The 25,903-nt window shown below is 61.8% G+C and carries 25 protein-coding genes; 9 read left to right on the forward strand and 16 right to left on the reverse strand.

Annotated elements, in window-relative coordinates:
- The first annotated feature begins 85 nt into the window (after positions 1 to 85).
- The 6 genes from JNO51_RS09065 (at position 86) to JNO51_RS09090 (ending at position 5,570) form a co-directional block, all read left to right on the forward strand.
- Positions 86 to 1,366 (forward strand): NAD(P)/FAD-dependent oxidoreductase, encoded by a 1,281-nt coding sequence (locus tag JNO51_RS09065; protein ID WP_252346035.1) that lies wholly within the window; start codon positions 86 to 88, stop codon positions 1,364 to 1,366.
- On the forward strand, positions 1,363 to 2,148 hold the full coding sequence (locus tag JNO51_RS09070) for a DUF1365 domain-containing protein (RefSeq protein ID WP_252346036.1): 786 nt from the start codon (positions 1,363 to 1,365) through the stop codon (positions 2,146 to 2,148). The genes JNO51_RS09065 and JNO51_RS09070 overlap by 4 nt, the downstream gene beginning before the upstream one ends.
- On the forward strand, positions 2,145 to 3,371 hold the full coding sequence (locus JNO51_RS09075) for a cyclopropane-fatty-acyl-phospholipid synthase family protein (RefSeq protein WP_215776262.1): 1,227 nt from the start codon (positions 2,145 to 2,147) through the stop codon (positions 3,369 to 3,371). The genes JNO51_RS09070 and JNO51_RS09075 overlap by 4 nt, the downstream gene beginning before the upstream one ends.
- Complete coding sequence (locus tag JNO51_RS09080) at positions 3,368 to 3,889, forward strand: DUF3833 domain-containing protein (protein WP_215776266.1); 522 nt, start codon at positions 3,368 to 3,370, stop codon at positions 3,887 to 3,889. Before JNO51_RS09075 ends, JNO51_RS09080 begins: the two co-directional genes overlap by 4 nt.
- 19 nt (positions 3,890 to 3,908) lie before the next feature.
- Entirely contained in the window at positions 3,909 to 4,673 is a 765-nt protein-coding gene (locus JNO51_RS09085; protein ID WP_252346037.1) for an SDR family oxidoreductase, read from the forward strand.
- Positions 4,674 to 4,772: 99 nt separating this feature from the next.
- Positions 4,773 to 5,570 (forward strand): Cof-type HAD-IIB family hydrolase, encoded by a 798-nt coding sequence (locus JNO51_RS09090; protein WP_215776270.1) that lies wholly within the window; start codon positions 4,773 to 4,775, stop codon positions 5,568 to 5,570.
- 440 nt (positions 5,571 to 6,010) lie between these two features.
- Here the strand turns inward: JNO51_RS09090 and JNO51_RS09095 are convergent, their stop codons facing one another.
- The 3 genes from JNO51_RS09095 to JNO51_RS09105 form a co-directional block, all read right to left on the reverse strand.
- Positions 6,011 to 6,481 (reverse strand): hypothetical protein, encoded by a 471-nt coding sequence (locus tag JNO51_RS09095; RefSeq protein WP_215776273.1) that lies wholly within the window; start codon positions 6,479 to 6,481, stop codon positions 6,011 to 6,013.
- Positions 6,451 to 7,206, reverse strand: coding sequence for a hypothetical protein (locus tag JNO51_RS09100; protein WP_215776276.1), 756 nt, complete (start codon positions 7,204 to 7,206; stop codon positions 6,451 to 6,453). The genes JNO51_RS09095 and JNO51_RS09100 overlap by 31 nt, the downstream gene beginning before the upstream one ends.
- A 189-nt stretch (positions 7,207 to 7,395) precedes the next feature.
- Positions 7,396 to 8,481, reverse strand: a complete 1,086-nt coding sequence (locus JNO51_RS09105; protein ID WP_215776278.1) for an HD domain-containing phosphohydrolase — start codon at positions 8,479 to 8,481, stop codon at positions 7,396 to 7,398.
- Positions 8,482 to 8,658: 177 nt separating this feature from the next.
- Here JNO51_RS09105 and JNO51_RS09110 point away from each other — a divergent pair, with 177 nt between their 5' ends.
- The 3 genes from JNO51_RS09110 (at position 8,659) to trpC (ending at position 10,511) form a co-directional block, all read left to right on the forward strand.
- A complete protein-coding gene (locus tag JNO51_RS09110; RefSeq protein WP_215776280.1) occupies positions 8,659 to 9,132 on the forward strand; it encodes a MarR family transcriptional regulator in 474 nt (157 codons plus the stop codon).
- Positions 9,133 to 9,357: 225 nt separating this feature from the next.
- Positions 9,358 to 9,561 (forward strand): cold-shock protein, encoded by a 204-nt coding sequence (locus tag JNO51_RS09115; RefSeq protein ID WP_133680610.1) that lies wholly within the window; start codon positions 9,358 to 9,360, stop codon positions 9,559 to 9,561.
- Between the two features lie 137 nt (positions 9,562 to 9,698).
- A complete protein-coding gene (trpC, locus tag JNO51_RS09120) occupies positions 9,699 to 10,511 on the forward strand; it encodes an indole-3-glycerol phosphate synthase TrpC (RefSeq protein ID WP_215776282.1) in 813 nt (270 codons plus the stop codon).
- Here trpC and JNO51_RS09125 read toward each other — a convergent pair.
- The 13 genes from JNO51_RS09125 to JNO51_RS09185 all read right to left on the reverse strand — a co-directional run bounded on the left by JNO51_RS09125 (position 10,505) and on the right by JNO51_RS09185 (position 25,668).
- A complete protein-coding gene (locus JNO51_RS09125; protein ID WP_215776284.1) occupies positions 10,505 to 12,730 on the reverse strand; it encodes a patatin-like phospholipase family protein in 2,226 nt (741 codons plus the stop codon). The genes trpC and JNO51_RS09125 overlap by 7 nt on opposite strands.
- Positions 12,731 to 12,752: 22 nt before the next feature.
- Positions 12,753 to 14,399, reverse strand: coding sequence for a sigma 54-interacting transcriptional regulator (locus tag JNO51_RS09130; RefSeq protein ID WP_215776287.1), 1,647 nt, complete (start codon positions 14,397 to 14,399; stop codon positions 12,753 to 12,755).
- A gap of 111 nt (positions 14,400 to 14,510) precedes the next feature.
- Positions 14,511 to 14,984, reverse strand: coding sequence for a hydrogenase maturation peptidase HycI (hycI, locus tag JNO51_RS09135; protein WP_252346038.1), 474 nt, complete (start codon positions 14,982 to 14,984; stop codon positions 14,511 to 14,513).
- Complete coding sequence (locus tag JNO51_RS09140) at positions 14,977 to 15,387, reverse strand: formate hydrogenlyase maturation HycH family protein (protein ID WP_215776289.1); 411 nt, start codon at positions 15,385 to 15,387, stop codon at positions 14,977 to 14,979. The genes hycI and JNO51_RS09140 overlap by 8 nt, the downstream gene beginning before the upstream one ends.
- On the reverse strand, positions 15,384 to 16,178 hold the full coding sequence (locus tag JNO51_RS09145; RefSeq protein ID WP_215776291.1) for an NADH-quinone oxidoreductase subunit B family protein: 795 nt from the start codon (positions 16,176 to 16,178) through the stop codon (positions 15,384 to 15,386). The genes JNO51_RS09140 and JNO51_RS09145 overlap by 4 nt, the downstream gene beginning before the upstream one ends.
- Positions 16,175 to 16,714, reverse strand: a complete 540-nt coding sequence (locus tag JNO51_RS09150; protein ID WP_215776294.1) for a formate hydrogenlyase complex iron-sulfur subunit — start codon at positions 16,712 to 16,714, stop codon at positions 16,175 to 16,177. The genes JNO51_RS09145 and JNO51_RS09150 overlap by 4 nt, the downstream gene beginning before the upstream one ends.
- Before the next feature lie 10 nt (positions 16,715 to 16,724).
- A complete protein-coding gene (locus tag JNO51_RS09155) occupies positions 16,725 to 18,440 on the reverse strand; it encodes an NADH-quinone oxidoreductase subunit C (RefSeq protein ID WP_215776296.1) in 1,716 nt (571 codons plus the stop codon).
- A 22-nt stretch (positions 18,441 to 18,462) separates the two neighbouring features.
- Positions 18,463 to 20,013, reverse strand: a complete 1,551-nt coding sequence (locus JNO51_RS09160) for a hydrogenase 4 subunit F (RefSeq protein ID WP_215776299.1) — start codon at positions 20,011 to 20,013, stop codon at positions 18,463 to 18,465.
- Positions 20,014 to 20,018: 5 nt separating this feature from the next.
- On the reverse strand, positions 20,019 to 20,669 hold the full coding sequence (hyfE, locus tag JNO51_RS09165) for a hydrogenase 4 membrane subunit (protein WP_215776301.1): 651 nt from the start codon (positions 20,667 to 20,669) through the stop codon (positions 20,019 to 20,021).
- 10 nt (positions 20,670 to 20,679) lie between these two features.
- Positions 20,680 to 22,119, reverse strand: a complete 1,440-nt coding sequence (locus JNO51_RS09170) for a hydrogenase 4 subunit D (protein ID WP_215776303.1) — start codon at positions 22,117 to 22,119, stop codon at positions 20,680 to 20,682.
- Positions 22,120 to 22,128: 9 nt separating this feature from the next.
- Positions 22,129 to 23,067: a respiratory chain complex I subunit 1 family protein gene (locus JNO51_RS09175; protein WP_215776305.1), complete on the reverse strand. Its 939-nt coding sequence runs from the start codon at positions 23,065 to 23,067 to the stop codon at positions 22,129 to 22,131.
- Between the two features lie 10 nt (positions 23,068 to 23,077).
- Complete coding sequence (gene hyfB, locus JNO51_RS09180) at positions 23,078 to 25,102, reverse strand: hydrogenase 4 subunit B (RefSeq protein ID WP_215776308.1); 2,025 nt, start codon at positions 25,100 to 25,102, stop codon at positions 23,078 to 23,080.
- Entirely contained in the window at positions 25,099 to 25,668 is a 570-nt protein-coding gene (locus JNO51_RS09185) for a 4Fe-4S dicluster domain-containing protein (protein ID WP_252346039.1), read from the reverse strand. Before JNO51_RS09185 ends, hyfB begins: the two co-directional genes overlap by 4 nt.
- Positions 25,669 to 25,903: the final 235 nt, after the last annotated feature.

Below are 25,903 nucleotides of genomic sequence, written 5' to 3' on the forward strand. Positions count from 1 at the left end.
TTAGTAGATTTTTTGACTGCAAGGTTATATCCTGCACTATAAACAAGCCAGCCATCACTGCCAAGCAAACATGCAGGAGAACCAGTTGAACCCGACAGAGACAAAGCGTATCGCCGTCATCGGCTCAGGCATCAGCGGCCTCGCCACTGCCTATCTGCTCAATCCGCGTCACGATGTCACCTTGTTCGAAGCGGCCGATTATGCCGGGGGCCATACCCACACGGTCGACATCGAGGTGGACGGGCAATCCTTCCCGGTCGATACCGGCTTTCTGGTCTGCAATCGCCGCACCTATCCCAATCTGCTCGGCCTGCTGGCGGAACTGGGCATTACCTTGCATCCGAGTGACATGGGATTTTCGGTCTCCGCCGGCGAAGGGGAGCTGGAATGGGCCGGCAGCAACCTGAATACGGTCTTCGCCCAGCGCAGTAATCTGCTGTCGCCGGGATTTTACGGCATGCTGGCCGACATCCTGCGCTTTAATCGTCATGCCGAGCGCTATCTGCAGCAGTGTCACGTGACACCTTGCACTCTGGGCGAACTGGTGCAGCGCGAAGGCTACCGTCCGCGATTCCTGCAGCACTACCTACTTCCCATGGCAGCGGCGATCTGGTCCAGCCCGATGCGGGACATTCTGGCTTTCCCGGCAGAGACCTTTCTGCGCTTCTGCCACAACCACGGACTGCTACAGGTCAATCAGCGGCCTCAGTGGTACACCATTCCGGGCGGCGCGCGACGCTACGTCGAGCGCATGCTGGCCACGCTGAAAGACGTGCGCCTGAATACCCCGGTACTGTCGGTGTCACGCGGTCCGCAGCAGGCTGTGGTCATCAGCGCCCATGGCAGCGAAAGCTTCGACGCAGTCGTGTTCGCCACCCACGCCCCGGACACCCTGAAAATACTGTCTGACCCGAGTCAGGCCGAGCAAAGCCTGCTGTCCGCGGTGCGCTATCAGCGCAACCTGGCGATCCTGCATCGCGACCCCGGCCTGCTGCCACGACGCCGACGTGCCTGGTCGGCCTGGAACTACCTGATTCAGAACCAGCCAACCGAGCCGCAGCAATGTTGCGTTACCTATCTGCTCAACAAGCTGCAACCCTTGCCGGTCAGCAGCCCGGTCATGGTCACCCTGAACCCGCCACGCCTGCCGGACAGCAACCTGATTGACGGCAGCTTTGTCTACGAACACCCACTGATGGACCAGGCTGCCATGAACGCCCAGCAGAACCTGGCCAGCCTGCAAGGTCAGCAACACTGCTGGTACGCCGGCGCCTGGACGGGCTATGGTTTTCATGAAGACGGACTCAAATCGGCACTGCGCGTGGCGCGCGACTTCGGCGTCTCGCCGTCCTGGGGGGTACTGTGAGCCAGACGGATCATGCCCGACTCTACCGGGGCTCGGTGATGCACCGCCGGCTCAGGCCAGTGCTGCATCAGTTCAGCTATCCGGTATTTTTCATCCGCCTGCGCCTGGACGCCCTGCATACCCTTGGCAACCGCTGGTTCGGCGTCGACTGCTGGCGACTGCTCTCGGTCAGACAACGCGACTACGGTCCGCGCGACGGCAGTCCCCTGCTGCCCTGGATTCGCCAGCAACTGGCACAGGCAGGCTTGCCGCATGATGGCCACGTCTGGCTGCAGACCTTCCCGCGCATCGCCGGCTTCGCCTTCAACCCGGTCAGTTTCTGGCATTGTCACAACGGTGACGGGGCGCTGTGCGCCATCCTGGCGGAGGTCAACAACACCTTCGGGGAACATCACGGCTACCTGCTGGCCAGCCCGGATGGCAGCCCCATCACCCCAGACACCCCGCTGCACTGCCGCAAGCAGTTTCATGTCTCGCCATTTTGCCGGGTCGAAGGCGGCTACCGTTTCCGCTTCAGAGAAACCGCAGAGCGCAGCTTCACCGGCATCGACCTGCACGACGAACTCGGCCCGCTGATCCAGACCTCGATCAGCGGCCAGGCCCGGCCCTTTACCCGTCACAACCTGTTGCGCGCCCTGCTGGCCCAACCACTGCTTACCCTGGGGATTGTCTGGCGCATTCACTGGCAGGCCCTGCAGTTGTGGCTGAAAAAAGTTCCTTTCCATCACAAACCACCTGCACCAGGCCACGCCATCAGCAGCAATCTGGAGAAACCATCATGAGTCAGACGGCATCCCATGCCCTCCGCCGCACGACGGCCCGCCCTCCCGCGGCGGCCCGCGCCTTTCTGTCCCTGTTACGCCGGTTGCACACCGGCCACCTGCGGCTGACCTGCCCGGATGGCAGCCAGGTCGATTTCGGCCAGCCGGGGCACGGCCTGCACGCCGAATTGCAACTGACTGACTGGCGCGCCTGCGCCATGATCCTGCGCCAGGGGGATATCGGTTTTGCCGAAGCCTGGCGAGACGGACTGCTGCAATGCCGCGACCTGACAGCCTTGCTGCGCCTGGCGCTGCAAAACAGCCAGGCACTGGAGCCAGCGGTATTTGGTACCCGACTGGCCAGCCTGTGGTATCGCCTGCGGCATTTCCTGCGCCGCAACAGCCGCAGCGGCAGTCGGCGCAACATTCAGGCGCACTACGATCTGGGCAATGACTTCTATCGTCTGTGGCTGGATGAAAGCTGGACCTATTCCAGCGCCTGGTTCAACGGCGATCTGCGCCAGCCATTGGCCAGGGCGCAGCATGCCAAGTATCAGCGCATCATCGATACGCTGGCCCTCAAGCCCGGCATGCGGGTACTGGAGATCGGCTGCGGCTGGGGTGGTTTTGCCGAAGTGGCCACCGCGCAGGGCATTGCCGTGCATGGCATCACCCTGTCTCAAGAGCAGTTGCAACACGCCAGGACCCGCCTGGCCGGCACCGAGCTTGCCACCCTCGCCCTGCAGGACTACCGCGACCTGGACGAACGCTTCGACGCCATTGTGTCGATCGAGATGTTCGAAGCCGTGGGCGAGGCCTGGTGGCCCACTTTCTTTGCCACACTGAAACGCTGCCTGCGGCCGGGGGGGCGTGCACTGGTTCAGAGCATCACCATTGATGAGCGCCATTTTCTGCGTTATCGCGCCGGCAGCGACTTTATCCAGCAGTTCATCTTCCCCGGCGGCATGCTGCCCAGCGTGCCGCGCTTCGAAGCGCTGGCCCGGCACCACGGACTGGACAGCCGGGACCGGCTGGACTTCGGCCGCGATTATGCAGAAACCCTGCGACGCTGGCGCAGCGCCTTCGAAGCAGCGCTGCCCGCTGTCGCCGCCCAGGGGTTTGACGAAGCTTTCATTCGCCTGTGGCGTCTGTATCTGAGCTACTGCGAGGCCGGCTTCGAAGAAGAGCGCATCGGGGTCTCGCAATTCCTGCTCACCCAGACCGAAGAAGGAGAACCGGCATGAAGCGACTGATCGTGTTGCTGGCGGTGTGGCTGACGGGTTGTGCCGCCCCCGACATCCACAGTTATCAGCAGGACAAACCGGCACTGGATCCCGCGCGTTTCTTCCTGGGGGACACCCAGGCCTGGGGCATGTTCCAGCAACGGGACGGCCGTGTCCTGAAACGGTTCACTGTCCAGATTCATGGCCGCATGGAGGGTGAGCAGCTGGTACTCGACGAGCACTTTCTGTATAGCGACGGCACAACGCAGCAACGGACCTGGCGCTTGCGCGCCCAGGGCAACGGACAGTGGCGGGGCAACGCGGCCGATGTGGTTGGCGACGCTCGTGGCGAGGCCGCCGGCAATGCCCTGCACTGGCGCTATCGCCTGCAGCTGCCTGAGGCCCAGTCCGGCTGGCAGGTCGATTTTGATGACTGGATGTTCCTGATCGATGATCAGACCATGGTCAATCGCGCCACCATGAGCAAATTCGGCATTCGGCTGGGCGAAGTGACGCTATTCTTCCGCAAGGGCGGCTGAGATGTGGCCCTGGAAGGCAATGAACCCGCCCCTGCAGCACTGGCGGGGACAGCGTGTCTGGCTGATCGGCGCCTCGAGCGGCATTGGCGCCGCCCTGGCCAGGCATTTGCTGGCGCAGGGGGCATACGTCATTCTCAGCGCGCGCAATGTCGAGCAACTGACCAGCGTGGCGGCCGGCCATCCCGCTGCCCGCATCCTGCCGCTGGATGTCTGCAGCCGCGAGGACTGGCAGCAGGCTGCCCGCACACTCTCGGCAGAACACTCCCCCGACATGCTGATTTACTGTGCGGCCGACTATCAGCCGGAGCACAGCTGGCAGGTCAACCCGGAGCGCGCCGCCCATACACTGGACGTGAATCTCAATGGCGTCTATCGCGCGCTTTCGCTGCTATTGAATGACTGGCGTGCACGGCGCCACGGGCGGATTGTGCTGGTGGCCAGCGTGGCCGGCTACTTCGGCCTGCCGGGTGCGCCCGTGTATGGCCCCGGCAAGGCCGCGCTGATCAATCTGGCGGAGCTGCTGTACGTCGAGCTGCATACCCAGGGACTGTCGGTCCAGCTGGTGAACCCCGGATTTGTGGCCACCCGGCTGACCGCCCGCAATCGATTCAGCATGCCCGGCCTGCAGACACCGGAGCAGGCGGCGGCCCACATTGAAGCCGGATTGCGCCGCGGCAGCTTCGAAATTCACTTTCCGCGGCATTTCACCCTGCTGCTCAAGTGCCTGCGCACCCTGCCGTTCCGCTGGCGGGCCCGGCTACTACAAAGATTTGCAAGCAGCTGATTTTCATTGACTTTTTAGCAAACCAGCCGTCAAAAAAGACCTGGCAGGCCATTTCGGGTATCATAGCGCTATCCCCCTCTTTCCTGTCAGATTGCTAACGTGTATCAGCTTATCGCTTCCGACCTCGACGGCACCCTGCTTGACGCCAGCCACGCCGTCAATGACTTCACGGCCCAGACCTTGCGTGCACTGGATGATCAGGGCATTCATCTGGTGATCGCCACCGGACGCCACTTCCTCGATGTGAACGGCATCCGCGCCACGCTGGGTGTCCGCGCCCATCTGATCACCTCCAATGGCGCCCGGGTCCACGACCCCGACAACCGGCTGATCCATCAGAGCAACCTGCCGCCGGCGCTGGTCCGCGAGCTGGCAGACCCGGCACTGAGCGAAGGCTGTCTGCTGAATTTCTATCTGGATGATGCCTGGCTGATCAATCAGCCGTGCCAATGGTTACTGGACATGCATCGGGACTCGGGCTTCACCTATCAGGTCGAAACACTCACCGAGCATGATGGCCAGGGGGTCGCCAAGGTGCTCTACATTGCACCCCACGCGCACCTGCTGAGCGTCGAGCAGAAGCTGCATGCCCGCTTCGGCGACACGGTCACCATCACCTTCTCCGCCGATGACTGTCTGGAGGTGATGGCACGGGATGTCTCCAAGGGGTCGGCACTGGAGATGATCCTGGCGCGACTGCAGATCGACCCGGCGCATTGCGTGGCCTTCGGCGATGGCCAAAATGATATCGAACTGTTGCAGCTGGCCGGCCATCCGCGACTGATGGGCAACGCGCATCCGCGACTGGCAGAACAGCTGCCGGCCGCGCCGCGCATCGGCCATCACGACGACGCGGCTGTCGCCCGCCACCTGCGTGAGCTGTTCAAACTGCCCTGAGCCCCGGACAACAAAACAAAAAGCCGCACCCGAAGGTGCGGCTTTTTGTTTTGCGTGACAGTCCGGTATCAAGCTGTCCAGGTTGCGCGCATACCGCTATTGATCTGTCCTGTACGACTACCCCGACGCACAAGACAGGAACCAGCGTATAAGAGCGAAGGATGCATCACGGAATGCGCGCAACCTCGACATCCTGCTGAACTGCCCGGGTGACCCCGAATCGGTGCGGCGTTTTGTGGCTGCCGTCCGATAAGTTCAGCTTACGCCTCCGACAGAATTTTGCTCGTCGTTAATCTGAATTTGACTAGACAAACATGTGAAAACTTCTGAAAATTTCTGAATGGCGGCAGTTTTCCCCTGTCATGGCGCATGAACACGCCACCCTTCGCGCCAACAAAGCGGCACGCGGGTACCACACCAGAAGGTTCAATCAAGGGGGGTTACTGCTCGGTGCAATAGAACTGCAGGTCTTCATTCACCTGCACATTGAACAGCCCATCGGCCACCGGGGTGAAGGTCATGGCGCCATCGGCACCGGGCTGAATCATGGGAAAGAGATCGGTCACATCGTCGGCGGTGTCGTCGCGATAGCGCGCCAGGCTGCGCACCAGATAGCGATATCGCCCCATGCCCAGATCCTGAAAGTGCACATCCAGCTGCCGATGGAGCACATGCACGGTGCCATTGGCACGCCAGCTCAAATTGAAAATCCACTGCGATCCTGCGGGAAAAACCATCAGATGACCCGAGGCGGTCGAACTGCTGTCACGGGCAATGGCCACATTGGCCAGGCAGGGATGTCTTGGCGCATATTCGCGCCCGCCGGCAGGATTGCCCCACCACAGCGTCGCCGCCAGCACGCCCTCGAGCGCCAGGATGATCAGAGATTTTTTTGCATCAGGGATATGCATGATTCCGCCCCATCCGGCAAAGACGTCGGACATGCCAGGATGATGTAATTCTTGCCAACCGCCCGATAGTACACATAGCGGATATCTTGCCGCCCCAGAGAGAATTGCCGATAACGCCGCAGCACATCCGGCAAGGCAATGCCGGGGTCCTTGTAGACATACACCTTGACGCCCTCGGAGGCGCCCAGCAAACGAAACCCGTTATCAGAGCGAAACATCAGCCAGCCACACAAGATGGCCAACAGGGCGATCAGCAGACCGGTTCCCCAGTGCCCGAGGTCAAACAGCTCATGCGGTCGCCGTCTTGCAGGAGCAGCGGGAGGCGGGACTTCCACCGGCTGCAGCACCTCGGGCGGCGGCTCGACGGACACGGCTGCGGGCGCAGCTTCACCCTGCACCTCCGCCGTGCCGACATAGGCAATGCCGATGCGTGGCAGCGTCTTGAGCAGGTCTGCCGACAGACCAATGGCCTCGAAGGCATTACGCAGACCCTTGACCACCTTGTAGTAGTTGTTCTCCGTGACAATGACCCCACGGGACTCCCACAGCAAGGCGATGATCTCGCGTTTCGATTGCACGCCGCTCAGGAGCGCAGACAATAGTCGGGCCTCATGTTCCTTGAGCTCGACCTGCTGATCCTGCCGGGAGAGGTATCTGCGCTGGGCGTCGTACAACACCTGCCCTTCCAGCACAAACACCGGAGAGTAGTCAGTGGGCAATGCCATGTCATCTCAGGCTGCCAACGATCCTGCTGCACCAACCGGGTAGTAATATGCAAACAGGTCGTTAAGCAATTTCTTATACGCTATGGCAACGAATTATACAGATTGCAGCCATAATCTCCATGACCTAGATGAACTCGCATGATTTATTTTTGCGCAAACAACGGTTGAGCGTGCCATGCCGGCCATCAGTCACTCACTCTCCCGCTCATCCATCATGATATGCACGGCACGATTGAAGTGGCCAACCCAGACCTTGTCGAACTGATGGTCGGCCGCATTGACCTCGGCAGCAGCGCGCAACACCGAGCGAGGCTGGCCGCGTGCGCCCTGTTTGACCACCACCGACTCAAAGGCATCCACCAGCGCCAGAATGCGCGCGCCCGGCTCGATGTCTTGTAGCACCAGGCCCTGCGGATAACCCGAGCCATCCGGCTTCTCATGGTGATGCAGCACAATGCGAGCCGCCAGATCCCAGCCTGGAATCCGCTGCAGCAGCCCGGCGGCCCAGGCCACATGCTGACGCATCAGCTGCCGCTCTTCCTCGCTCATCATGCGCGTACCGATCCACATGGCCTCCGGCAACAGCATCATGCCCAGATCATGCACAAAGACCGCCGCACAGAGCTGATCCGCATCCACCGGCGAACCGGCCAGCTGATTGGTTAGCAAAGCCAGCTGCAGATTTCGTTCGGTGCGACCGGAAAACAGCGAGGAGCGACGCTCCAGTTGCAAGGCCAGCTGATGAAAGAAAGCCAGATCACCGGAACGGTCGGTCATGAAGGGTTGCAGATTCGGTCGCTCGCCCCGCGCCTCACGCACCCCGGTCAAGGCATCGATCAGACGGGCACAGGCCGCTTCCAGCTCGCCGGCCGGCTGCGTATGCAGGCTTTCCAGCGCGGCCGTCAACTCATCCAGGTGCAGATTACCGATCGCCTCATGGGCTGCCATGGCATCCACGGCCTGCTGCAAGCGGTCCGTCGACAGCAGCAAGACATCCGCCAGCCGGGGCGTGAAAGGCACCTCTCCGGAACGCACCCGCGCCAGCAGCGTCTCGGCCGCATGGACGAACGGCACCAGAAACAGCAGACGGCACAGACTGGCGTCACCCTTGATGTTGTGAAACGTGCGGAACAAGTCAGCCACCGCATCGCGATCACGCGGCTGCTGCCTCAGCAGCGCGACCAGCGCTTCAATATGTGGAGCGTAGTCGTTCAACGCATCATGAAAGTCATGAAAGCTTTCCTCATCCTCGATCAGTGGTCGTTCATCCGTCATGACACGCTCCATGTGATTCATCACAGACAGCAGCTAGTTTAAATTACATGATAGCGACAGTTATACCTAATGCATACAGGTGCACCCGAATAATGACGGATTTCGATGGCACACTTGCCGAACAAGCCCGGCTTATACTATGTTCGGCTCAAATATTTATCGCTGCATCAATAATCAATGAAACCAATCACCGATATTGCCGCCAGTGCCAGCACGCTGCGCAAACAGATGATGCTGCTGGTCAGACGCCTGCGGCGCGAGAGCACGCCACTGGAACTCCCCCTGAGCCAATTATTGCTGCTGAGCCGCATAGACCAGCTGGGCAACGAAGCCACCCCCACCGCACTGGCCGAATATGAGGGACTGCGGCCGCAAAATCTGTCCGCCCTGCTGCGCAAACTGGAGCAAATGGGGCTGACCTTCAAGGAAGAAGACCCGAACGACAAACGCAAAAGCTGCGTGAGACTGACCCGCGAGGGCATGGCGGTCCTGGCCGCCAACCGCAGCAATCGTGACAATTGGCTGACCCAGGCCATGGCAAGCTGCCTGAATGAGCAAGAAATCGCTTTGTTGCAGCAGGCAGGCCCGCTGCTGGAACGTCTGGCCACGGCACTGGAGCCGCCGCGAAACGGGCGTCCAAAAAGCGGCTAAACCGTGCTGTCGACAAGGTTTTACGCCTTTGGCATCACCCCCAAGCGCACACCGATAAAAAATAAAGCTTGCATAGCGTTGAAACCTTATGCATTATCCGTCCCTGCAGGATTTTCAAGTCGAAGATATGGGTTGTCGTAGTTGGACGCAAGTCTGTACCACAGTTCGCCATTTCCCTTGATTTTCATGCACTTGTTTTTATTTTTTTATGAATGGGAATTACACATGGCAACGGGTACCGTTAAGTGGTTCAACGACGCTAAGGGCTTCGGTTTTATCACTCCGGACGAAGGCGGCGAAGACGTTTTCGCACACTTCTCCCAAATCAAGGTCAATGGCTTCAAGACCCTGGCTGAAAACCAGAAAGTCAGCTTCGAAGTGACCATGGGCCCGAAGGGCAAGCAAGCTTCCAACATCCAGCCGCTGTAATCATCGGCCGAATCGGAAGACAAGAACCCGGATCACGATCCGGGTTTTTTTGCGTCTGCAGCAAAGCCATCCTCCTGCCCGACCCTTGTCAAAGCACGACTCATTCTGCATGATGCCTTTTTTACCGGGGATCCTGCATGACCGATATTCTCAACACCATCCTGGCGCGCAAACGGCAAGAAGTCAGCCAGGCACTCAGCCAGCGCTCCCTGCAACAAGTCCGCCAGGACGCTGAATCCCGCACCGGAGATCAGCGCGACTTTGTCGAGGCCCTGCGCCTGCGCCATCGCCTAGGCCTATCCGCCGTCATTGCCGAAGTCAAGAAAGCCAGCCCGAGCAAAGGTGTCATCCGTGCCGATTTCGATCCGGCCGCCATCGCCGCCAGCTACGCACAGCACGGCGCAGCCTGCCTGTCTGTCCTCACTGACCGGGATTTTTTCCAGGGCGATCGCCTGTATCTCGAAGCGGCACGACAGGCCTGCACCCTGCCGGTACTGCGCAAGGACTTTCTGGTCGACGAATATCAGGTTTATGAGGCGCGAGCCATGGGGGCCGACTGCATCCTGCTGATTGCGGCCGCTCTGGACGATGCCCGCCTGCACGCCTTCCACGACCTGGCACTGTCACTCGGCATGGCCGTGCTGGTGGAGGTCCACGACGCCGAAGAACTCGCCCGGGCACTGCATCTGACGACCCCGCTGATCGGCATCAACAACCGCAACCTGCGCACCTTCGACGTAGATCTGGCCACCACCATCGGACTGCTGCCGCAGATTGGCGCCGAGCGCATCGTGGTCACCGAAAGCGGCATCCTGAGCAGCGCGGATGTCACGCGCATGCACAGCCACCAGGTCAGTACCTTCCTGGTGGGCGAAGCCTTCATGCGTGCAGCCGACCCCGGCCGGGCACTCGCCGAACTGTTCGCCGGCTCGCCCCGCCCGGTTCAGTAATCCAGCCCGAGATACATATAGCCAATCAGACGGCCGCCGCGCGCACTCCCCACCCCGACAAAGAACGGGCCAAGGATGGTGTCGGCGCCCAGGAACACCGAGCCCCCGGGCAACCAGCCGGTATCTTCATCACTGAAATTGCGCCGCCACACCTTGCCCACCTCCAGCGAAGTGCCGGCATAAAGCCCGGAACCCAGCGCGGAAGGCAGGGTGGCCGCGCGCCAGTACACCATCACGCGCCCCAGACCGACCTTCTCGCCGTAGAGTTCGTCCTGCTGATACCCACTGAGATTCAGGAAGCCGCCAAGGAATTGCGGGGTAATGAAACGATCCGGATTGCTGACATCCAGATTCCCCTTCAATTTGCCGGTGAAGCGCCAGGTAAAATCGCCGAGGGTCAGCGCATTCTCAGCCGTCAGCGCGTAGTAACGCGTATCGATCCCCTGCCAGGCGGGCATGGAGTAACGCAGATTACCGTCAAAGAAATAACCGCTGCGCGGCCAGCGCGGGTTGTCAAACTGATCGGCCACCGCACTCATCTGCAGACCGGCCTCGGTCGCCTTCTGATCCAGCGACGACAACGAACCCGGCAAAACACCCATGGTCAGACGCGGATTGTAGCGGGTCCAGTAAGGACCACCGCGCAGCTGACCGTACTTGCCCAGCGCCACCCCGGCATCGAGCTCGCCACCGGTTTCGGCCAGCGTCAGCTCGGCATACTTCAGATGGTGGTTGTCAAAAAATGGCCAGGCCTCTTCCTTGTAGTGAGCCTGGGCAGACACGAACATCGGACTGTCCAGCCCCAGGGGCTGATAGATCTCGCTGCGCAGCAGGGTATCCGATCCGACCTGCAGATCATTGCGCCAGGTCGCCCCGGCCGCATCCAGCCAGGTATTCAGCGATGAAGCCAGGAAGGTGAAGCTGGCATCGCCTGTAGTGCTGTTTTTCAGGTTGAGACCGAAGCGCAGATAGGTCGGGCCGATAGTACGTTCCACCGGCATCACCTGCATCACATTGCGGCCGTCCTTGTTCTCGATGCGGTAGGTGAGATTGTCGTAATCACCACCGGCAAACAGCTCGCGCAACTGCTGACGCGCCGTATCCAGCCTGGGGGCTTTCTGCTCGCTGTCCAGCTTACGCGCAAGGCGCTCCCCATTGATATAGCTGCCGGTCGGACTCACCACCTCGATGCGCTCAATGTGCGGCGACTCGGGCGGGACCAGACGCGCATGCCAGGCCTGATATTCGGCAGGTGGCACCGACCAGGCGGCCAGACGCTCACGCACCGCATCCACGGCCTTGACACCGCGGGCAATGATGGCCTGGTTATCGACGAACGATGCCGCTGAATAACCATTCAGATCAGGCCGGATAACGATATCCTGATCATCCAGCAAGGCCTTCTGCTGCTTGACGTTGCGCGTCACCAGCAGATTGCTGGTCTGCGCCACCACATCGAACAGCGTCTTGATCTGCTCGGTTTTCATCAGCGGGGTGCCGACATCGACCACGATCACGTGATCGGCACAGTGATGCTTCAGGTCCTCGATCGGCAGGTTGCGCGCCACGCCGCCGTCAATCAGCAGCCTGCCCTGATCGGTCACCGGATCAAACAGCCCCGGCACGGCCATACTGGCGCGCAAGGCCGTAGCCAGCACGCCGTGATCGAACACCACCGCATCGCCATTGGACAGATCGGTCGCTACCGCCCGGAAAGGAATCGGCAGATGATCAAAACTGTCGATCACCCGATCGTGGGTCAGCTGGCGGATGTAAAGATCGACATCCTGCGAATTGATGGCGCTGCGCGGCACGCGAAACGCCCCGTCGCGCACCCCGAAGGTAATATCGAAATAATTCTTGTAGTCATCGCTCTTGCGTGAGTACGGCACCTGGGAGCGGGCAGGCCGGCCGGACAACATCGCATTCCAGTCAGCGTCCCGGAAAGACTGCTGCATCTCGTCCAGCCCCAGACCGTTGGCATACATGCCACCAATCAGCGCGCCGGCACTGGTTCCCGAAATACAGGCGATGGGGATATGCATTTTTTCCAGCTCGCGCAGCACGCCCAGGTGCGCAAAACCACGGGCCCCGCCCCCGCCCAGCACCACCCCGATACGAGGCCGCGCCGGTGGTGAGGCGGTTGAGGCCTCATCGGCCATCACCAGCATCGGACAGCAAAGCACCAACAGACACAGACATTTCAAATGACGGATCATGCACAATCCTGCAAACGGAGGTTCACTGCTCATCCAGTGATTTGATGGAAATACCCATGCGCTGCATGCGCGACAGCAAGGTGGTGCGCTTGAGCCCCAGCCGGGCGGCCGCCCCTTTTGGCCCGGCCACGATGCCATTGGCCTCGCGCAGCACACGCAGGATGCGCTCGCGCTCCGACTCGCTGCCATCGTCTGCCGACAGCGGCGCCGGCATCACCGGCCCGCGTGCAGGCGGCGCCACCGACTGCGGCACAGGATGGGCAGGCTGCAGATCGGCCATCGGCAGATGCAGCTCCGGTCCGCGCGACAGAATCACGGCACGTTCGATGACGTTCTGCAACTCGCGTACGTTGCCCGGCCAGGGATGGCGCACCAGACGCCGCAGCGTCTCATCGGCAATGGACTCAATATTGCGCTTCAGCCGCCGGGCGAACTTCTGCACGAAAAACCGTGCCAGCAGCGGGATGTCTTCCGGTCGTTCGCGCAGAGGCGGCACCCAGATCGGAAACACGTTCAGGCGATAATAAAGATCACTGCGATAGCGGCGTTCATCGATCATTTGCTGCAGATCGCAACTGGTCGCGGCAATCACCCGCACATCCACCGGAATGATCTTCTGCCCGCCAAGACGTTCGATCTCACGCTCCTGCAGCACGCGCAACAGCTTGGGCTGCAGCTCGAGCGGAATGTCGCCCACCTCGTCCAGAAACAGCGTGCCATGATGCGCCATCTCGAAGCGCCCCAGCCGCTGGGCACTGGCCCCGGTAAAAGCGCCCTTTTCATGCCCGAACAGTTCGCTCTCCAGCAGACCGGCCGGAATGGCGGCGCTATTCATGGTCACCATGCGCTGCGCCTTGCGCGGACTCAGATTGTGGATCGCCCGGGCAATCAGCTCCTTGCCGGTACCGGTTTCGCCACGGATCAGCACCGAAGAATCGGTGTCGGCCACCATGCGAACCTGCTCCAACAGCTCCGACATCAGCCGACTCTGGCCGATAATCTCGTCAAAGCTCTCGTAATTGCTGATTTCTTCGGCAAGCAGCCGGTTTTCGTCGGTCAGGCGATCCTTGAGGCGGGAGATCTGCTGATAGGCCAGTGCATTGTCCAGCGACAGCGCGATGCGGGCGGCAATCTGCTGCAACAACAACAGATTGTCATGAAAGAAATGCGCCTCGCGGTCATGCGCCAGCATCAGGGCCCCCACGATGCGCTCGCCGGAGAACAGCGGCAACACACACAGCGAGCAAAACCCCTGCGCCAGCAGCTCGCGCACATGGCGATGTTCCGCCGCCAGCTGCTGCATGCGCGACTGATCGCACACCAGCACCTGCTTGTTCATCACATCCTGCCGCGCCGGCAGATGATTCAGCGAGAACTCTGCCTGCTCGCGACGCAAAGAGCCGTCGGCACGAAACAGGGCCGCATGCGACTCGACCCGGGTCGAGTCGGCATCAAACAGGTTGAGATCAACGAAATGAATAGCCAGATAACGGCTCAGGGCACGGGCCACCTGCTCGACCAGATCATCGAGCTGCAATGTGGACAACACGGCATTGGTGACATCGACCAGAATCTGCAGATGATCACGCTCGCGACGCAAGGCGTCGAGCGATGCAGCCTGGCTGGCAGCGCCGACATCCGGGGCAAGACAATGCAGATGGGAGTCCATGGTTCGATCGGAATTATGGCCAATGAAAGAAGGAAAGCCTGCTACTGCCACAGTCAAGCGGCATTGTAACAGGCAGTGACCATTCGGCAAACGCGGTCAGATCAAGGGATGTCAGGGGTGCGCCGATTCCAGCCAGGGCATGCCATCCAGCCCCTTGCCGCTGGTCAGGCGGTCATGCAGCGCACGCACAGCCGCTTCGATGCGCGAGGTGAGCGGAAAATAGAACGCCACCACATCCGGCTGTACGCCGAGAAACAGTACCTCGTCGACCTCCTCGCGCAGACGCTCGATGAGAAAATTCAGCGGCAGATTATGTGTAGTCATGATGAACATGTCGGCAATGGTCCGGTCATCCACCAGACGCACCTCGCCCGGCGCCAGCCCCATATCGGCCGCATCGAACACCACGACCTGCCGCGGTCGTGCCGCCAGCACCTCATGGGCCACATTCTCCGGCGACGACCCGCCATCAATCGCCTGCCAGCCCGGCGCCGGTTGCGCCTGCAGCAAGTCAAACAGCAAGGGGCCGGCGCCATCGTCGCCCATCATGCGGTTACCCACGGTCAGCAACAGGGAATCAGTCACGGCGTTTCACCATCAGATACATGGCCGGCTCGGCCTCAATCGCCGCCAGCGCGGACATCAACGCACGCGTCCAGGTCAGCTCATCCTCCTCGAACCCTGCCTCGGCACGGGACAAGGCCAGCGCCAGCAACTGGGTATGTGAGGCATCAATCATGATTTCGCCGAACTTGAACACCCCTTCCAGCTTGCGGCGGGCCTCGCCGGGCGGCAACTTGCCCACCCAGCGATCAAAGCCGTCCAGTGGACAGGACAGTGCCGTCTTCAGGCAGTCGATCACCCCGATATGGTGCCCGAGCGCCAGCGTCTGGTAGATCACCTGACGCGCCGGCCCCTCAGCCGGCAGATCCTGTTCGCGCTCAAGGAACTTCTTCGATAGCGAGTAAAAGATCACCTTGCCGCTCATGGCCGGCCCCCGGCACCGATGTCCCACAGGCGGGTCAGGATCTCCGCCAGACGCGGATCATCTTCACCAGACAGACGACGCTTCATGCACTCATCCAGCGTCAGATCGGTTTCCGTCACCAGGGTAAGGAATTCATCGGCAATCAGCCGGCCACTGCGATAGCCGGCCAGACGACGCGCCTCGCGCTCGATCTCCACCCGCACATCCAACGGAATCGCCGGATGCGGCACGACCGGACGCTCATCCTCGCCCTCGACCTGATGAGTGGCCTTGAGCTTCTGGTCCAGCAGGCCGAGCGCCATGGCAAACCCGTACAGCGTGGCCGGCGGTGTCGGCGGGCAGCCGGGAATATAAACATCGACCGGCACCACTTTGTCACTGCCACCCCAGACGCAATACAAATCATGAAAAATCCCGCCCGAGCAGCCGCAGGCACCATAAGAGACGGAAATCTTCGGGTCCGGCGCCGCCTGCCAGGCACGCAGCGCCGGCATGCGCATGGCACGGGTCACCGCGCCGGTAAACAGCAAGATGTCGGCATGGCGCGGCGAGGCGACCACCTTGATGCCAAAACGCTCGGCATCGAACACCGGGGTAATGGCGGCAAAAATCTCGATTTCGCAACCGTTGCAGCCGCCGCAGTCCACCCGGTACACATAGGCCGAACGCTGGATATCCTTGAGCAGCTTGCCTTTCAGGGCGGCAATATGCTCGCTTTCAGTCAGGGGCACCGGCATGCCGCTGGCGTCGCGCGGGGCGATCAGCCGGGAAGTGTCAACAGCTCCGTTCATTGTTCCGCCTCCGGGGACAAATGCTGCGAGGTCAAATCACGTGCAATGGTGGCTTCACGCTTGCACGACGGGCAGCAGGCGAATTGCTCGCGCTGCGCCTCGCTGAGCGGCAAGCCGCTCTGTCGCAGCAGATCCATCACATAGCCGACCTCCCTGGCCGGTGCAAACGGCTGGCCGCACACGGCACAATCCTGCAGGCGGAAAGTGGCCTTCTGCAGCAGATCGTCCTTGTTGGCTACCGCCAGCTCGAATTCCGGTGTCAGGGCGATGGCATGGGTCGGGCAAACCTCCTCGCAGCGGCCGCAAAAGATGCAGCGCCCGAGATTGAGCTGCCAGGTTCGCGTGCCGCTGGCCGTGTCGTTGCCCATGGTCAGGGCATTGGCCGGACAGGCGGAAGTACAGGCTGCACAGGCAATGCACTGCTGGGCATTCAGCTCCGGCTTGCCGCGGAACCCGGGGCTGACCGGATAGGGGGCAAACGGATACTTGGCGGTCGCCTCGCCCGCACCGGTAATGATCTTGAAGAGCTTGAGCATGGATCGGCTCCTATTTCAGCGGCGAGTCTTTGCGCTCGCGGCCATAGCGTTCGATTTCCTTGTACGGCACCGTGGTGGACTTGTTCTTCTTCACGTCCACCAGCGTCACGCGGTCGGTACACGAGTAGCACGGATCGATACTGGCGACGATCAGCGGCGCGTCCGACACGGTATTGCCGCGCAGCATATAGCGCAAAGGCGGCCAGTTGGCATAGGTCGGCGCACGGCAACGCCAGCGGAACAGCTTCTGATTGTCGCCGGTCATGGCCCAGTGAATGTCCTCGCCGCGCGGGGCTTCGGCAAAGCCCAGCGCAAACTGGTGCGGACGATAGTGGAACCCTTCCAGCAACACCGGACCGGCCGGCAGATTGTCCAGCGCATGCTCGATGATGGCCAGCGAATCGAAAAACTCGCGCGCACGGATCAGCACCCGGCCCAGTACGTCGCAGCTGTCTTCGGTATGCACGTCAAATGGCAGACTGGCATAACCGGCATAGGCGTGATCGGCGCGGATATCGCGCTTGAAGCCGCTGGCCCGGATCAGCGGACCGACCGGACTGAAATCGCGCGCGACCTTGCGGTCGAGAATCCCCACGCCCGAAGTGCGCTCGCGCAGATTCGGCGTCGCCAGCAACATCTCCACCAATTGCGTGACTTCGACCCGCAGCTCGGCAACCAGCTTGAGCGTACGACTGCGCTCTTCCTTCATGATGTCGCGCCGCACGCCACCGATCAGGTTCATGCCGTAGGTCTTGCGGGCCCCGGTGAGCAATTCGGCCATGGTCATGGCCTTCTCGCGCACCCGGAAGAACTGCATAAAGCCGGTGTCGAAACCGACGAAGTGGCTGGCCAGACCCAGGTTGAGCAAATGACTGTGCAGACGCTCGACCTCAAGGAACACGCTGCGGATCGCCTGGGCCCGCGGCGGCACGACCAGACCCAGCGCATTTTCCACCGCCGTGCTGTAGGCCACGCTATGGGTAAAACCGCAGATGCCGCAGACACGGTCCGACAGGAAAGTCACCTCGTCGTAGCCCATGCGGGTTTCCGCCAGCTTTTCCATGCCGCGATGCACATAGAACATGCGGTAATCGGCGTCGACGATATCCTCGCCGTCGACAAACAGGCGGAAATGCCCCGGCTCGTCGGAAGTAATGTGCAGCGGGCCGAGCGGCACATCGCGCGTGCTGCCGGTGGCGTCATTGACGAAGGTATAGGTTTCGGTGTCACTGGTCGGCGCCGGGCGCTGGTTATAAGCCATGGCGTCCTTGCGCAGCGGGTGCAGATCGTCCGGCCAGTCATCCGGCAGCACCAGACGGCGCTCGTCCGGCAGGCCGACCGGCGTCAGGCCGTACATATCGCGGATCTCGCGCTCGCCCCACACCGCCGCCGGCACGCGCGGCGTCACCGACGGAAACTCCGGCCGATGGGCCTCCACCAGCGCCCGCACCACCACCCAGCTCTTGACGATGCCTTCCATCGACAAGACGTAATACACGGCGAAATGGTCGTTGAGCGAACGCTCATCGTTGCCGAACAACACCGACAACCAGCCGCCCTGCTCGTAGTACAGCCACTCGACCACTTCCGGCAAACTGCCCAGCTTGACGGTCACCGTCACCTGGTCCGCGGTCTGCCATTCCTCTTCCAGCACGGCAGCGGGAAAACGGGCCCGCAGGGCCTCGACATAGCTTTTGCCCACTCTGGCGTGTTCTGCTACTGACATATCTGACATTCTCCTCGCGGGCTTATTTCACGGTGGCAAGCGGCGCCACCACGGCAGCATTCATGGCGGGGGCGGTGCCGACCACATCCTGCACCGCCGCCGTGGCGGCATGCAGCAAATCGGTCACCGGACGTGGCGCTGCCACCCCCATCAACAACATCAGGCCAAGCAACACGGCCATCGGCAGCAGCGTCAGTGCGCCGGGCTCACCCTTCTCCACCTGCTCCGGTGCCTCGCCGAACAGGCTGCCAGCGACCATGCGCACCAGACCGGCCAGCACCACCGTCAGCAGCAGCAGACAGAGCACCATCAGCCAGCCATAGCCGACCTTGATCCCGGCAGCCACCAGCAGGAACTCACTGAAAAACACATTGAAGGGGGGAATCCCGCCCAGCGCCAGCGCCCCGGCGCCAAAGAGCATGGCGGTCAGCGGCGCCGTCTTGAGCAAGCCCTTGACCGAGCCCAGATCCGGCGTGCCGTACTTGAGCAGCACATTGCCCGAACCACAGAACAGCAAGGCCTTGGCCAGACTGTGATTGATGGTATGGAACAGTGCGGCAAACACGCCCAGTGGCCCACCCAGCCCCAGCCCCAGGGCAATCAGCCCCATGTTCTCGACGCTAGAGTATGCCAAGAGTCTTTTCATATGACCTTGAGATACGATAAAGAAAGCCGACACAGCCAGTGACAGGAAGCCGAACACCATCAGCAGGGTTTGCGGGAAAGCCGGACCAATCGACTGCGACACCAGCAGGTAAAAGCGGATGATCACCAGCAGGGCACAGTTGAGCAACACGGCCGACAGCAGCGCACTGACGGGACTGGGGGCTTCACTGTGCGCATCCGGCAGCCAGGCATGCATCGGGAACAGGCCGGTCTTGGTGCCGAAGCCGATCATCACGAAGACGAAGGCCAGACGCATCAGCGTCGGATCCAGGGCCTTGCCCTGCCCCATCAGCACGGTCCAGAACACCGCCCCGCCATGGTCCCCCATCACGCTGGCGGCATTGGAATACACCAGCACCACGCCATACAGACCGAAGGCCACACCAACGGTACAGATGATGATGTACTTCCAGGCAGCCTCCAGCGAGGAACGCTGGTTGTAGAAGCCGACCAGGAAAGCCGAGCCCAGCGTCGTGGCCTCGATGGCCACCCACATCATGATGATGTTGTTGGCTGTCACCGCCAGCAACATGGTGAACAGAAACAGATTGAAGATGCCGAAGTAGTTGCACAGTTGTCCGACATCAATCTCTCCCTCGTCCAGTTCGTGGCCCATATAGCCAATCGAATAGAAACCGGTCAGGAAACCGACCAGTCCGAGCAGGCCCAGGAAGATCGCCCCCAGCGCGTCGACATGCAGCCAGTCCGCCAGACCGGCCGTCGACCCGCCATGCAGCACCGAGCCGGCCACCAGCATCGACAGCACCAGCAGCAGCGCCGTGCCCAGCAGATGCAGCGCGGTAGCCGCCGAACGGGCCATGCCACCCAGCAGGCGACTGGCAAAACACAGCAGTGCCGTGGCCAGCGGGATGGTCAACATCAGGGAAAGCCATGGGTTATGGGTCATTTTGATCAGCCCTTCAACGCAGTCAGTTGCTTCACATCCAGGGTATGGAGCGTGCGATGGATGCGCCGCGCCAGGATCGCCATGATCAGCACCGCAAAGACCGCGTCCGTCGCAATACCGACCTCCACCAGCTCCGGCGCCTTGCTGGCCATCAGCGCCAGCGTCAGATGCGCACCGTTTTCCATCAGGCAATAACCGAAAATCTGCTTGAGGATGTTGCGCTGAGTGACGATACACATCAGCCCCAGCAGGAAATGGCCCAGCGACACGGCCAGCGCCGGCTTGAGATCAGCGACCACGGCCAGCTTGACCGACGACACGGCAAACCACGACAACATCACGATCACCGCTGCCAGCAGCAGCATCCAGGCGGGACTCAGCCAGCCTTGCAGACTCTCGCGATCCGCCAGCCTGCCCAGGGTGCGCACCATGATCAGCGGCACCAGCACCACCTTGGTGACAAAGGCCGACAGCGACCACAAGTAGAGCTCACCCGAGCCCTGCGTGGCGGCCAGCGCCAGGAAAATCCCGACCAGCACCAGCGACTGCAGGGCATACCAGCGCGCCGAGGACAGCACACTGCCGGTACAGATCACCAGCAGCGACGTCACGATCAGCAGACCGGCCAGGTTATTGACGATCAACATTCCATCCATGATTAACTCCTCAACCCAGCCAGGACGATGCGATGAAGCTGGAAGCCAGACACATCACCAGCAACAGCGAGAACACCACGCGCATGGCCATGGGCAGCGGCGTGGCCGAGGCCACCGCCTCGGACGGCTCTCCCGGCACCACCTTGCCGAACCAGGCCATCAGCCAGCCGAAGCTGCACACCGACTCGATCAGTGCCAGGATCACCAGCGGCAGCAGCAGCCAGTGCGCGCCCGACAGCTGGAAACCGGCAGCCAGAATGGCAAACTTGCTGAAGAAACCGTTGAACGGCGGCACACCGGAAATCGCCAGCGCCGCCACACCGAAGCACACCCCGAGGAACGGCGACTGCTTCAGCACCCCGCGCAGATTCGGCAGCACCCGGGTGCCGCAGGTATACGACAGCGCCCCGGCCACCAGGAAGAACAGACTCTTGGCAAAAGCGTGGTTGAAGATATGAGCCACCGCACCGTTGAAGGCCAGTTGCGAACCGAAAATCGACAGCGACAGACCGAGGAAGATGTACGACAGCTGGGCGATCGTCGAATAGGCCAGCAGTCGCTTCATGTCCTTCTGCGGCAGGTACATGGCAAAGCCGTACAGCATGGTCAGCAGCGCCATCACGGCACCGATCCAGCCGATGATTTCCGGCACCTGACCGGCCGAGTAAATGGCACGGGCAAAGATATACACCCCCACCTTGACCATCGAGGCCGCGTGCAGATAGGCACTGACCGGGGTCGGCGCCTCCATGGCATCCGGCAGCCAGACATGCAGCGGCAACTGCGCCGACTTGCCCCAGGCCGCCAGCATCACGCCGAGGAACACCACGATCTTGGCCTGCGGCGTCAGACTGGCGATACCGGTCAGGGCAAAGGACCCGGTCTGGGCAAACAGCCAGCCGGCCGCGACATACAGGCCCAGCGCCGCCACATGGGTCACCAGCAGGGCCTTGAGGGCCGACTTGAGTGCCTTCGGCTTCTGGTAGTAACCGATCAGCCCCCAGGAGCAGGCACCGGTGATTTCAAAGAACACCAGCTGGCCCAGCAGGGTGGAAGACAGCACCAGCCCGGCCATGGCCCCGATGAACACCAACAGATAGGCGTAGTAGCGCGGCTTGGCGACATGCGGGTGTTCCCGGTTGCCTTCCGACATATAGGCCGTGGAATACAGCACCACCAGAAACCCCAGCACCACCACGGCAATGGCCACCAGGGTGCTGAGACGGTCAACCGTGATGCCGATCAGCGGCATGCCCGCCAGGGAAAAAACCCCGGTCGTCAATGCCAGCTTGCCGCCGGCGGCGAAGGCTTGTGCCAGTGCCAGCGTGCCGAGCGAGGCGAGCGCAGCAAACAGCGAGGCAATCCATTTGGCGGCCCGCGCCGGCGCCAGCAGAATCAGCGCCGCCCCGGCAAATGGCACCAGAATGGTCGCGAGAGCGATATTCTCCATGATTGCTCCTCAGAGACCGGTGAGATAAAAGACGAAGGACAGCGCCGCCAGACCGAAGCCGACCCAGGTGACACGCGAGGTCAGCAGGAAGCGTCCGCGCGCCATGCTGTTCTCGATCAGACCGGCCAGCAGGAATACCAGCAGCAACTTCAGAGGCAGTACGATCAGGGCGATGAGCAAGGCGCCGGCATCGGCCGACGAGGCAATGCCGAACGGCAGAAATACCCCCAGCAGAAACTGCGCCATCACCACTTTCTTCAGACCCAGCCCCAGCTTGAGCAAGGCCAGCGACGGACCGGAATACTCGGTCAGCGGCCCTTCCTGCAGCTCCTGTTCGGCCTCGGCCATGTCGAATGGCAGCTTGCCCATCTCAATAAATACGGTGAAGGCAAAGGCCAGCATGGCCAGACCGATCGCCGCCGGCGACTGCAGATAATTGCCGCCGATGCCGGCGCCAATCGCGCCCAGATTGGTCGTCCCCTCGATCAGCGCCACCACCAGCAGCGACAGGATCATGGTCGGTTCGACCAGAATGCCCAGCGTCAGCTCGCGACCGGCACCAATCCCGGCGAATGAACTCCCGGAGTCGATCCCCGACAGCGAGAAGAAGAAGCGCACCAGGGCAAACAGATAGGCAAAAGTGATCAGATCAGCCAGCGCCCCCAGAGGCGAGTGACGAATGAACGCCGGCAGCGCCATGGCCATCAGGAACATGGCACCGACAATCACATAGGGCGTGAGCCTGAAAACCATGCCGGAGGCCGCCGGAGCAATATCCTGGCGCTTGAACAGCTTGATGATGTCACGGTAGTCCTGCAGCACGCCCGGGCCGCGGCGCGAATGCATGCGGGCACGGATCATGCGTGACACACCGGTCATCAGGGGCGCCAGCAACAGCAGGATCACCCCCTGCAGCACGGCCAGCAGAATCATGTTCGGGTTCGGCATTGCAATGCTCCTATCGAACCGAGACCAGCAGCAGCGTGACCAGGGCCACGACCACATACAGGCAATAAACACGGAAATCACCACGCTGCAGCCAGGCGATGCGTCGGGCCAGCTGCTGCACACCGGCAACAATCGGGGCGATCAGGCGGGCATCCCACTGCGGCTCCAGCCGGGTGGCGCCATCCACCGCACCGGACAGGCCGCGATCGAACCAGGCCGACAGGCTCAGCGTCTGACGCAGGCGGTACAGACTGCCGAACATGAAGCCCACCGGCTGTGACATGCCTTCCGGCGACACGGTCATGCGCTTTTCCGTGACATAGCCGCAGGCCCAGGCATCGCCGGCATGGCGACGCGCCACGCGACGTCCCTGCATGGCAGCGATCAGCAGGAAAGGCAACAGCGGCAAAGCCAGCAGCAACAGTGCCAGCAGCGGCGTCGACACCACGGCCGGGGTGTTCAGTTGCCCCGAATGCAGCACCAGACCCTGGGCAACCGGCAAGACGAAGCCCCCGGTCAGCGAGGCGGCGACCCGGGCAAACAGCGGGGCCAGCCACGGCGCGCCGACACCGGCGCCGATGCACAATACGGCCAGCACCCCCATCGCCAGCAACATGCTGTAGGGCGCTTCCTCCGCATGCTCGGCATGTTCACTCATGGCCTGCCCGGAGAAGGTCATGCCCCATGCCTTGACGAAGCACAGCGCCGCCAGGGCACCGGTCAGCGCCAGCATGACGATGGCGACCGGACCGGCCAGCCGCATCATGAAGTCGCCGTCATGGCTCATGGCGAACAGGGCCTGATAGCTGAACCACTCGCTGACAAAGCCATTGAGCGGCGGCAAGGCACAGATCGACATGGCGCCGATCAGGAACACCAGGGCAGTCAGCGGCATGCGGCGCGCCAGTCCGCCCAGCAGGGTCATGTCGCGGGTATGAGTGCGATACAGAATGGCCCCGGCGCCAAAGAACATCAGGCCCTTGAACAGCGCGTGGTTGAACAGATGATAGAAGGCGGCCATCAGCGCCAGACCGGCCAGCGCGATGTGACCGGTCGCCAGGCCAAGCATGCCGGCACCCACCCCCATCAGGATGATGCCGACGTTTTCCACCGTCGAATAAGCCAGCAGACGCTTGATGTCCTGCTCGGCCAGGGCATACAGCACGCCCAGCACGGCGGACACGGCGCCGACGGCCAGCACCAGCAGCCCCCACCAGCTCGACTGGGCCCCCAGCAGATCAATCCCGACCTTGATGATCCCGAACACACCGATCTTGACCATCACCCCGGACATCATGGCCGAGGCATGCGACGGTGCCGCCGGGTGCGCACGCGGCAGCCAGCTGTGCAGCGGCACCATCCCGGCCTTGGCACCAAAACCAAGGAAGGCCAGCACAAACACCAGCGAGGACAGCCCCAGCGGCAGCTTCAGTCCGCGGAACGACTGGAAGTCCAGGCTGCCGCTGCGGCTGTAGAGCAGGAAGAAGGCCACCATGATCAGCACCGAACCGGCATGGGCGATCAGGAAATACAGCAACCCCGCCCCGACCGACTCTTCATCCTGATCGAAGATCACCAGGAAGTAGGACGCCAGCGACATGGCTTCAAAGAACACCAGGAACCAGAAGGCATTGTCGACCACCACCAGCGCCAGCATGGCGGCGATGAAGGTATTCATGAACAGCCCCATGGCCCAGGCGCCACGTCCCTGATATTCGCGTACATATGACTGCGAGTAGATTGCCGCCAGCATCGCCAGCACGGAGATGACCGCCACCATCAGGGCTGCCAGCATGTCCAGACGCAGGGTGAAATGAGCAAAGGAAAACGGACCGGCCAGATCGAGCATGAACACCCGCCCGGTCAGCAGGGTCGGCAAGGCGGACGCCAGTCCGGCAAAACCGCCGAGCAGGCCGGCCAGCGCCGACAGATTGATCGCCAGCCGCTCGCAGCGTGCCGCGGCGACCGAAGCCACGCCGCCGGCCAGGAACAGCAGCACCGACAACAGCAGATAACCCAGTGGCATCAGACTCATTTTGGCTCCCGGGAGAAATCGATCGAGACGGCAGCATTCAGCGCCTCACCGGCATCGGCACGCTTGCTATCGGCATCCTGTGCCAGCGTGCGGCGATCGATCAGTCGCAGCGCCTTGGTCGGACAAACTCGGACACATTCGGCCCCCGTGGCGCGGAAGTCGCACAGATCGCATTTGACCGCCACCTGCTTGACCCCCGGCTGCCAGTCCAGCATCGGATCCAGCGTGGCCGAGGTATCCGCCCCCGTGGCAGCGCCGCTGGTAACCGGCGGTGCCTGGTAGAGATGGCTGACCGCCACCACGCCGCTGACCGGGGTCCCGGAGGGGGTAATGGCGCCAAACGGACAGGCAATCGCACACAGCTTGCAGCCGATGCACAGCGTCTCGTTCAGCACTACCGCATCGCCTTCATGGGTAATGGCCTTGACCGGGCAGACGCGCGCACAGGGCGCGTCCTCGCAATGGCGGCATTGCACCGGCGCAGTCACCTGCCCGGTTCTGACCACCGTCAGACGTGGATGCGCCTGCAGGCCTTCAGCCTTGTGCACCATGGTGCAGGCCGCCATGCAGGTGTTACATCCAATACAACGTGTTGGCTCCGCAAAAACGAAGCGGCTCATAACCAATCCCCCGAAAAATCGACGCCAGCCTGCAATAGGGGCCTTCCATGCCTTGTCGCTGCGATGCGGCGAAACGTGCGCACGGAAGGTCTCCGCTCATGCATTGCACATGCCGTGCCAGCTCTCGTCTTTGCGGCAAAACAATTTCACCGGGAAATTATTCCCTTTGTCGCCAAGGGAT

The sequence above is a fragment of the Paludibacterium sp. B53371 genome, from assembly GCF_018802765.1.
Lineage (GTDB): Bacteria > Pseudomonadota > Gammaproteobacteria > Burkholderiales > Chromobacteriaceae > Paludibacterium.